Here is a 9596-nt window from a genome sequence, read left to right as displayed (position 1 = left end):
CACGGCCGGGCCCGGGCCGCATGCCGAGCGTCGACGAAGCCCGACAACACCCGGGGCAGGTCAGGCGGGCCGGTGGGCCACCACGGCGAACATCGTCACCGACATGTGCAGCGCGCCCCGCTCCGCGGCCTCGGTCAGCTCCGCGTAGAGGCGGTCGCGCTGCTCCTCGGTCATGAGTCCACGCCGGACGGTCGACTCGCCCATCATCCGCACCAGGGGCCAGGGCACCGTCGCGTTGTCCTGGAGCAGTGCCTGCGAACCCCGGTCGTCGACGACCAGTCCGGCGGCGGACAGCTGGTCCGCGAGCCGGCGTCCGGAGTACGGGTTGGCCGCCACGGCCAGGGTTCCCGCCGTCATCGCGGCCACCGCGTCCGGGTCACCGGGGTGCAGGAGGGCGGTGGCCCAGTCCGAGTCGACGAGCGCCACGCGTCCGCCGGGGCGCAGGACCCGCGCGATCTCACCGACGGCCTTGTCCGGTTCGGAGAGGTGCTGCAGGACCCGTTCGCACCAGACCACGTCCACCGTGGCGTCGGGCAGCGGCAGGGCGAGCGCGTCGCCGTCCAGGAAGCGGGCCGCGTTGCCGGCGTCCGCCGCCCGCTGCTCGGCGACCTCGCGCAGCGCCGGGTTCGCCTCGATGCCCACGGCGTCGCCGCACGGGGCGACGGCCGCCGCCAGGGCCAGGGTGTGCGAGCCCGTACCACTGCCCACGTCGATCACGTGTTCGCCGGGGCGCGGGTTCAGCGCGCCCAGTGTCCAGGCGCGCAGGCGTCGGACGCCGTCTGCCTGGTCCTGCGCGTCGAGGGCCGCCACGAGCCGTCCGACGTCCGCCGTGGAGAAGTTGCGTGCGTGGAACTCCGAGCTGGGCCGGGTGTCAGGTGATTCCCCCATGCGGCCACTCTATGAGCCGGGTCACGCACCGACCACCAGATCCCGTCACTTCCTGCCGGAGCCGCCGCTGCCGAAGGAGCCGCTGTTGCCGGGCGACCAGCGCGGACGGGTCTGGTCCTCGCCGCGCTTCGTGCCGGCGGAGTGGAGGTTGTGCGGATTGAGCCGCTCGCTCTCCTCCACGGTGTGCGGCACCTCGTTGGGCTCGCGCATCTCGCGCTCCTCGTGCACCGGCCCGGACTCCGGCAGCCTGGGCTGCTCGTCCGGCCTGGGCGGGGGCGACTCCGCCTCCTTGGCCTTCACCCCCAGCCGGACGGCCCAGATCAGCAGGGCCACCACGATCAGGCCACCGGCGAAGGCGGCGACCACATTGAGTACGTTGCTCGATGCGGCGAGCACCTGTCCCGCGTCTGCTGCTTCTGCCAGTTTCATGGCCCCCGGGTGCCCCAGAACCCGCCGGCTATTCGTACCGCTCACCTGCGACGTCGACGACCGGGCGGTGGAGAGAGGGACCGTGCGTCGGAAAGTACGCGGGCGCGGGGCGCGGCCGCACCCCCGTGCCGGCCGCCTCCCCCGCACCCGCGGGTCCTCGGGGCCGCTTTCCGGCCAGGCACCACTGCGCGGACACCGGCGCTCCCGGGCCCCCCGCCAGGGGAGGCGCGCCCAACCGGAGCACCGACGTCCAGGCGAACCTACGTGCGGGCGGGCACGGCGTGTATCGCGCCCATGCCCTCTCTCCCGGGCCGAGGACTCACTCGTGCACGGTCCCGCCCGGATGGCCCCGTTTCGTCCGGTCGTCGTCGGGTGTGTCGAGGTCACCGAGTGCCAGATGGGCGAGGACGACCTCGTACAGGTCGCTGCCGCCGGCGAGAAGCTGGCGTTCGAGGACGGGTTCCGCGCTGCGTACGTGGTCGCGCACGGTCTGCGCGTGGAGGCCGAGCACCTGGGCGGTGCGTTCCGCGTTGCCGCCGACGGCGATCCAGGTGCGGACCGTCCGCCGTAGATCCCGTGCGTCCGTGGCGAGGCGGCCGAGGAGTCCGTTCGCCCAGGCCAGCAGCGGATCCGTGCGCAGCAGTTCGGTCAGTCCGGCCGACGGGGCCGCGGCCGGGCGCGGCTCGTCCGGGACCGCCGCCTGGGTGTTCAGGGCCAGTTGGACGGCGGCCCGGGTCGTGAGGTCCGAGAAGTCGGCGTCGAGCAGTCCTTCCACGCGTTCCATCCGGGCCCGCACGGTGTTGCGGCTGACGCCGAGGATGATCGCCGTCTTGACCGCGGTGAACGAGAACCCGAGGCGGGTGGTGGCGAGGAGTTCGGCCCGGGTGTGATGGGGCAGGTCGTCGAGCGGGCTCAGCAGCCGGTCAGCCCAGCCGCGCAGCGCCAGTGGGTTCATCAGCCGCTCGGGGTGGGTGCGTTCGGCGTACACGGCCGCCCGGTCCGGGCGGAAGCGGGCCACGGCGAGGGCGCTGACGGCCTGTCCGTACGCCGTGGCGGTCTGGGCCAGGCCGTGCCGGACGCTGCCGCCGATGAAGGTGTCCGGGTGTTGGCCGACGACCGAGCGCAGTTGCGGACCCGCCAGGTCCTGGCCGTGGCCGATGGGCGCGACGACGATCAGATGCTCGTCCACGGCCGGACAGCGCACGATCAACGCGTGCCCCCCGGCTGCCTCCTGGCACTCCTCGGCGAGGTCGTCGCGGTGTGCGGCGCGGACTTCCAGTACGTAGACACAGGCGGTGTCGGTGTCGAACAGGCCGGGCCAGAGACCGGCGGCGACCCGGCGGGCCGCGATGGTGTCACCCACCATCAGCAGCTGCAGGATGGCGAGCCTGAGGTCGGCGGTCGCCCGGTCCAGCCGGCGTTCGGCGCTTGTCGTCGCGCGTTCCCTCAGGAGCAGTTCGAGCACCCAGACCGTACGGGCGACGATGTCGGTGGCACGCCGGTCGAACGGTTCGGTACGGGCCACCGCGAGCACAGCCTTGGTGACGGGGTGTCCGAGTGCGGCCAGCCTGACATGGCGTCCGTGTACGTGCACCGCCGCGGAAGCGATTCTGCCGGTGGAGACGTCCCTCACCAGGTCGTCGTCCGCGGGCAGCCGGGCGCCGGCGAGGAGGGCACCGGTCACGTCCTGGAGGGACACCTCCGCCTCGATGGTTCCGGCGAGCCAGTCGGTCACCCTGCCCAGGTCGCGGGCGCCCGGTCGCAGGTGGTCGAGGAGTTCGCCGGCCCAGCCGCCGGAGGCTCCGTCGCCCACGCCTCCGGTCCTGCTGCCTGGCACGACTGCTCTCCCCCGGTCGATCAGGTTGTCACGGCATCACCGTCCGGAACTTACCTCACCGAGGGCATAGGCTCGACGGATGGCAAGGTACTTCGACGTCCATCCCGACAACCCGCAGCCCCGCACGATCAGTCAGGTCGCGGACAGCATCCGCTCCGGCGCGCTGATCGCGTATCCGACGGACTCCTGCTTCGCGCTGGGGTGCCAGCTCGGCAGCCGTGACGGCATCGACCGCATCCGGTCGATCCGGCAGCTCGACGACCGTCACCACTTCACTCTCGTGTGCCAGAACTTCGCGCAGCTCGGCCAGTTCGTGCAGGTCGACAACGACGTGTTCCGGGCCGTGAAGGCGTCCACTCCGGGCAGTTACACCTTCATCCTCCCGGCGACCCGCGAGGTGCCGCGCAAGCTGCTGCACCCGAAGAAGAAGACCGTGGGTGTGCGCATCCCCGATCACACGGTCGTGCAGGCGCTGCTGGCCGAGCTGGGCGAGCCGCTGCTGTCCAGCACGCTGCTGCTGCCCGACGAGAAGGAGCCGCTGACGCAGGGCTGGGAGATCAAGGAGCGGCTCGACCACGTCGTGGACGCGGTCGTCGACTCCGGGGACTGCGGTACGGAGCCGACGACGGTCATCGACTTCTCCAGCGGGGAGGCCGAGATCGTGCGGCGGGGCGCGGGAGACACGTCACGGTTCGAGTGACGGCGCACCGTCGCCGCCGCCGTACGCCCGTGTGTCCGGGGCGAGTTCGTCCCGCGCGGGATGCCGCCCCGACGCCCCGGCGTCGCTGCCGAGCCATGCCCGTACGAGGCTGACTAGGCGTCCGCTGTGGGGCGGTTCGGCGGCGGGTGCCGTACGGACGGCCGGTCCGAGCAGGTGCCAGGCGCGGCTGACACCGCCGCCGACGACGTGCGCGGTGACATCCAGCCGGCCCGACGGTGACGAGGATCGCGCGCGAGGGCCGCCCCCGGCCCTCCTCGCGCCCCGAGGCGAGCGTCTCCAGATGTCCCCGGCCGCCGCGGGTGCAGCGCAGGTCGCCGAAGCCGGGTACGTGGCCGATCTCGTCGGCGGTGATCGTTCCGCCGTCGAACGAGCCGCTGGTGGGAGCGGACGAACAGGGGGCCCGGTACCGGTGCGGGGTGCGCGCCGGGCGTGGGCTGTGCATGGTGGTAAGAGGTCCGGTCGAGCAAGGAGACGTCATGCCGATCCAGCACTCCGATGCGCCCTCTCCCTCCGACGACACCCCGACCCCCGACGCCCTGCTGCACACCGGTGCGGAGCACGGGGGGTCGGCGGAGGATCTGGTGCTGGCCACGGGCCGCGACCTCACTCCGCGCAACCTTGCCTGGGCGGAGCGGAAGCTGGCGGCGGAGGGGCGTGCGGCGCTGGACAAGTTGTTGCCGTGAGGGTCGCTTGTCGGCTGCGGGCCGGTGGGGGCTGGTCGCGCCCCGCGGCGGAGCCGCAGATCCACACAGCCCCGCGCCCCTGCAGGGCGCGGGGCTGACCGCGCGACTTTGCCGGCCCCCCTAATCCTGCGTGCTGTGCTGAACCGCAACCGGCTCGAAGGTGATCCGTGTACGGGCCCCGTCCTCGGCCCACCGCACCTCGACCGTCGTGTCGGTCACCTCCACGCCGGCGACGACCCGCTCCGGCACGAGTGGTTCCGGGTCGGCTGTGAGGGCCGCCAGGGCCACGTGGAGTGAGGTGCCGGACGTCTCGGCTGTCAGGCGGGGGACCACGGCCCAGCGGGTGTAGGCGGTGCCCTGCGGGGCGCGCGTCTCCTCCGCGTCGGGGTTCCAGCCGTACAGGGCGTACAGCGCCGACGTCACCTCCTCCTCCTCGGGGCCTGTCGCCCATCCCGTGTGGGTGACCCGGGCCCCGGCGGGAGCGCCGGTCACGCGGTGGACGCGCAGTTCGTGGCGGCCCCGTACCAGCGTGACGCTCTCCACCCGCAGGCCCGGCAGCATGGGCGGCCCGGCGGTGAACACGGGTCGGTGCCAGGAGGCGGCCCAGCCCCAGCCGTCCCCGTGACCCGCGCCCAGTGGGTGGATACGGCGCCGGACACTGCCCCGGCCGCCGATCTCCACGGAGAGGTGGTTGTCGGCGATGTTGGCGAGGGCGGTCGGACCGGAGTGGGTGGAGTAGGCCTGGCGGCCGTAGTGCGGGTCGTCCTCGGCCGCCGTCTCGCCCTCGTGCGGGCGGACGTGGTCACTGCCGTGGTTGTGCAGCCGGACGATCCCGTCCGCGCGGGTCGACTGCACCAGCAGTCCCGGCGCGGGCAGCGCGAGCACCCGGTCGCCCTCCTCGACGGGCGCCGGTTCCTCGCGGGCCGTCCAGAGGGGCGCGTCGGCGGGGGCGAGGAGGGACACGAAGGCCTTCGAGGCCCAGTACGGGGATGCCGGGCCCGAGTACGTCTGCAGGGTGGCCTGGTGCGGGCCGTGCCAGCCGAGGGTGAGCAGGCCGTCCTCGGTCAGCGCGCCCCGGTCCAGGAAGTGACGGAGGCTGCCGCTGATCAGCCGGCGGCTCGTGCCCGGGGTGAGCGGGGTGTGGCCGGTGAGGGCGCCCAGGCCGACGGCGGCGGAGGCGGCGAAGCGGTACGAGAGGGAGCGGCCGAAGTGGATCGGGGCGCCGTCCCCGCCGAACATCAGCCCGAAGCCGTCGAGGTGCTCGCGCAGGCGGGGGCCGTAGCGGGCTGACGCCTCCCGGTCGTCGCCGAGGTGAGCGTCCAGGACCGGGTAGAGGTGCAGGGCCCAGCCGTTGTAGTGGTCGAAGGCCCGGCCGTCGCCGTCCGCGTACCAGCCGTCGCCCCGGTACCAGGTCTCCATCAGCTCCAGGGCCCGCTCCCGTGCCCTGGCCGTCTCGGCGTCGCCGCGTCCGACGGACTCCAGGAAACCGGCGACCGTGTAGGGGAAGAGGTACCAGTTGTTCGGCGCGGGCGAGTGCCGCAGGGAGCCGCGCAGCCATTCCTCCGCCCGGTCCTGTACGCCCGAGTCGAGCCGTTTCCACAGCCAGGGCGCCGTCAGCCTGAGGCCGAGGGCCACGGACGCCGACTCGACCATCGGCTGGCCCTGGACGTCGTGGTCGAGGATGAGCGGCCAGGACTCGGTGTCGTCGCGGCCGGGGGTGCGGGTGCCCGCCGTGAGGCCCTGGGCGTACCGGTCGAGCCAGCCGTGCGGGTCGTCGCCGTTCGCGCCCGCGACGCGGAAGGCGGCGGCGAGGAAGGTGCGGGCGTAGCCTTCGAGCCCGTCGGAGCGCACACCCGAGCGTGAGGGGACGCCGGGCAGGTCGAGCAGGGCGCCGCCCGGGGTGCTCCAGCGCCACGCGGCGGCCAGCAGCCCGTCCGCCACGGCCTCCCAGTGGGCCCGCGTGTACCCGGTGTACGGGCTCGACTCTCGGTCCTCGGGCGGGAATTCGAAGGGGATGCCGCTGCTGCTGATACGGGTCGTGCTGCTCATGCGAGGAAGGCCAGCCTTTCGCGTCGTACGGGATGGCGGAAACCCGCGCCGGATGCCCAGTGTTCCGTCTCGGCGACGGCGACATCGGCCAGGCGGCGCCACTCGTTGCCCTGGGATCCGGCGAGGTGGGGGGTGAGAAGCGCGTCGGGGCAGTCCCACAACGGGTGTTCGGGCGGCAGGACTTCGGGGTCGGTGACGTCGAGGACGGCGCGGATGCGGCGCTCGCGGACCGCGTCGGTCAAGGCGTCCTGGTCGACGACGCCTCCCCGTGCGGTGTTGATGAACACGGCGCCGGGGCGCATGGCGTCGAGCAGGGTGCGGCTCACCAGGCCCCGGGTGGCGGGCAGCAGCGGGGTGTGCAGGCTGACCGTGTCGGAGCGGGCGAAGAGGGCGTCCAACTCGACGCGTTCCACGCCGAGTTCGGTGACGTCGGCGTCGGTGACGTAAGGGTCGTACAGCAGGATCTCGAAGTCGTGTGGGCGCAGCAGTTCGATGACGCGCCGGCCGACCAGGGAGGCGGAGACGATGCCGACGGTGCGGCGGTAGTTGCCGATCGTGCGGGAGGTGCGCAGCCAGTTGTCGCGGGTGTGCGTGGCGGCGTAGGCGCGGGCCCGTTCCAGGACCTCTTTGCCGCTGAGCAGGATCATGGCGAGGGTGTACTCGGCGACCGGCAGGGCGTTGGCGGCGGCGGCCGACGACACCTCGATGCCGCGTTCCCAGCAGGCGTCGGTGACATGCGGCCGGACGCTGCCCGCGGTGTGCACGACCGCCCGCAGCCGGGGCGCCGCCGCGAGGGCGTCGGCGTCCAGTACGGGGCAGCCCCAGCCGGTGACCAGGAGGTCGACGTCGGCGAGGATCTCGCGTGCGCGGCCGGTGCCGAAGTCGTCGAGTACCGGCAGCGGGGCGAGGTCGCAGACGGCGGCGAGGGCGGCCAGCGAGGCGGGATCGAGGACGGCGGTCGCGGCGTCCGGGGACATGGCGAGAGCTGCACGGGGGCGGAAGCCGGGGCCCGGCGAGGACACGGTCATTCGGGGTCGGGTACTCCTTGTTGGTCGGGAACGACGGTGGAGCGAGCGCTACTTGACGGAGCCCGCGGTCAGACCGCTGCGCCAGAAGCGTTGCAGCAGGGCGAAGGCGAGGATGAGGGGAAGGACGGCGAGCAGCGATCCCATGATCACCACGGGGTAGTACTCGGGCGACACGGAGGCCGAGCTGTTCCACTGGTACAGACCGAGGCTGACCGGGTAGAGGTCCTGGTCGGAGAGCATCACCATCGGCAGGAAGAAGTTGTTCCAGATGGCGGTGAGCTGGAACAGGAACACGGTGACCAGCCCGGGTCCGAGCATCCGCAGCGCCACCCGTACGTACGTGGTGAGTTCGCCCGCGCCGTCCACCCGGGCGGCTTCCAGGACCTCGTCGGGGACATAGCCCTGGCTGAAGATACGGCCGAGGTAGACGCCGAACGGGTTGAACAGGACGGGGATGAACACGGCCCAGAAGGTGTTGACGAGGCCCGCCTTCGAGGCCATGAGGTACAGCGGCAGCGCGAGCACCGTCTGCGGCACCATGACGGCGGCCAGGACCAGGCCGAACAGCTTCTCCTTGTGCTGGAAGCGGAACTTGTCGAAGGCGTAGCCGCAGGCCACGCTCACCATGGCGCCGATACCGGCGCCGAGGACGGCGTACAGCAGGCTGTTGCCGTACCAGCGGCTGTACAGGCCGTCGTCCATCGCGAACAGGTCGCGCAGGTTCTGGACGAACGAGAAGTCGCTCAGCGACAGGATGTTGCTGCTGAACAGCGCGTCCCGGTTCTTGCCTGCGGCGAGGACCAGCCACAGGACGGGCAGCAGGGTGTAGAGGACGGAGAGCGCGACGACCACGTTGACCGTGGCCCGGCCGAGCAGGCGCGGGCGCATGAGGGTGCTGTCGCCGGTGCTCATCGGGCCGTCTCCTCGGGGGTGTTGGCGCGGCTGGTCCAGCGGGTGACGCCGTAGGACAGGGCGATCGTGCACAGGAGCAGGACGACCGAGGCGGCTGCCGCCAGGCTGTAGTTGTTGCGGGTGAAGGCGGCGTCGTAGATGTACATGCTCGGCGAGAAGCGGGAGTTGATCATCGGGGAGGACTGACTGAGCAGCACGGGCTCGGTGAACAGTTGCAGCGCCCAGATGAGGGTGAAGATGGCGACCATCACGATCGACGTGCGCACGAGCGGGGTCTTGACCTGGAGTGCCGTGCGGACGGGGCCCGCGCCGTCGACGACCGACGCCTCGATGACCTCGCGGGGTACGGCCTGGAGTGCGGCGTAGAAGACGACCATGTTGTAGCCGAGGTTGCTCCACAGGGCGATGTTCACGATCGACGGGAGCACGGTGTGGATGCCGAGGAAGTCGATGGTGATGTCGGCCTTGGCGAACAGGTCGATGACCGGGCTGATGCCGGGTGTGTAGAGGTACAGCCAGATGAGGGCGGCGATGATGCCGGGCACGGCGTGCGGCAGGAACAGGCCGAGCTGGGCCCAGGAGCGCAGCCGTACGACTCCGGAGTCGAGGAGCAGGGCGAGCGCGAGCGCGCCGATCACCATCAGGGGGATGTAGATCAGGCAGTACAGGGCGACCGTGGCGAGCCCGGACAGGAACGTCGGGTCGGTGAGGACGGCGGCGTAGCTGCGCAGGCCGACGAAGACCGTGCGTTCGGGGCCGAAGCCGAGGCCGGGCTGGTCGTCGCTGAAGAAGCTCAGATAGACGGCCGTGCCGACAGGGATCAGGAAGACGGTGACGAGGAGGGCGAAGAACGGGGCCATCAGAACGGCGCACGCGGCGAGTTGACGTCGGCGGGCCGCCTTGCGGGCGCGGTGGGCCGAGGCCGGGGCGGCGGTGCGGGAAGCGGCGGCAGGCGCGGCGGGGTGGGCCTGCGTGGTCGCGGTCATGGGGTGTCACCTGCCTTTCGGGCGGCTCGGGCCGCTCGGTTGCCGTGCGGGGAGGGGCGCGGG

9 protein-coding genes are annotated in these 9596 nt (G+C 72.3%); 2 read left to right on the top strand and 7 right to left on the bottom strand.

Going from position 1 to position 9596, the window contains the following annotated elements:
* Nucleotides 1-60: 60 nt before the first annotated feature.
* The 3 genes from STRTUCAR8_RS14250 to STRTUCAR8_RS14240 form a co-directional block, all read right to left on the bottom strand.
* Nucleotides 61-888 (bottom strand): methyltransferase domain-containing protein, encoded by an 828-nt coding sequence (locus STRTUCAR8_RS14250; protein ID WP_006376435.1) that lies wholly within the window; start codon nt 886-888, stop codon nt 61-63.
* Nucleotides 889-933: 45 nt separating this feature from the next.
* Complete coding sequence (locus STRTUCAR8_RS14245) at nt 934-1317, bottom strand: DUF6479 family protein (protein ID WP_006376405.1); 384 nt, start codon at nt 1315-1317, stop codon at nt 934-936.
* Between the two features lie 319 nt (nt 1318-1636).
* Nucleotides 1637-3154 (bottom strand): helix-turn-helix domain-containing protein, encoded by a 1518-nt coding sequence (locus STRTUCAR8_RS14240; protein ID WP_044472188.1) that lies wholly within the window; start codon nt 3152-3154, stop codon nt 1637-1639.
* A gap of 79 nt (nt 3155-3233) precedes the next feature.
* Between STRTUCAR8_RS14240 and STRTUCAR8_RS14235 the strand changes: the two genes are divergently transcribed.
* Nucleotides 3234-3854: an L-threonylcarbamoyladenylate synthase gene (locus STRTUCAR8_RS14235; RefSeq protein WP_006376425.1), complete on the top strand. Its 621-nt coding sequence runs from the start codon at nt 3234-3236 to the stop codon at nt 3852-3854.
* A gap of 497 nt (nt 3855-4351) precedes the next feature.
* Nucleotides 4352-4558, top strand: a complete 207-nt coding sequence (locus tag STRTUCAR8_RS14230; protein ID WP_006376430.1) for a hypothetical protein — start codon at nt 4352-4354, stop codon at nt 4556-4558.
* 120 nt (nt 4559-4678) lie between these two features.
* Here the strand turns inward: STRTUCAR8_RS14230 and STRTUCAR8_RS14225 are convergent, their stop codons facing one another.
* The 4 genes from STRTUCAR8_RS14225 to STRTUCAR8_RS14210 are packed head-to-tail and all read right to left on the bottom strand — an operon-like array spanning nt 4679 to nt 9533.
* On the bottom strand, nt 4679-6607 hold the full coding sequence (locus STRTUCAR8_RS14225) for a DUF2264 domain-containing protein (RefSeq protein WP_006376419.1): 1929 nt from the start codon (nt 6605-6607) through the stop codon (nt 4679-4681).
* Entirely contained in the window at nt 6604-7635 is a 1032-nt protein-coding gene (locus STRTUCAR8_RS14220) for a hydroxyacid dehydrogenase (protein ID WP_006376413.1), read from the bottom strand. The genes STRTUCAR8_RS14225 and STRTUCAR8_RS14220 overlap by 4 nt, the downstream gene beginning before the upstream one ends.
* Before the next feature lie 48 nt (nt 7636-7683).
* Nucleotides 7684-8547: a carbohydrate ABC transporter permease gene (locus STRTUCAR8_RS14215; protein ID WP_006376406.1), complete on the bottom strand. Its 864-nt coding sequence runs from the start codon at nt 8545-8547 to the stop codon at nt 7684-7686.
* Nucleotides 8544-9533, bottom strand: coding sequence for a carbohydrate ABC transporter permease (locus STRTUCAR8_RS14210; RefSeq protein WP_006376412.1), 990 nt, complete (start codon nt 9531-9533; stop codon nt 8544-8546). Before STRTUCAR8_RS14210 ends, STRTUCAR8_RS14215 begins: the two co-directional genes overlap by 4 nt.
* Nucleotides 9534-9596: the final 63 nt, after the last annotated feature.

Source organism: Streptomyces turgidiscabies Car8, from assembly GCF_000331005.1.
GTDB classification, from domain to species: Bacteria; Actinomycetota; Actinomycetes; order Streptomycetales; family Streptomycetaceae; genus Streptomyces; species Streptomyces turgidiscabies.
The sequence above is the reverse complement of the archived record's forward strand: the minus strand, read 5'-3'. Positions and strand labels throughout refer to the sequence as shown.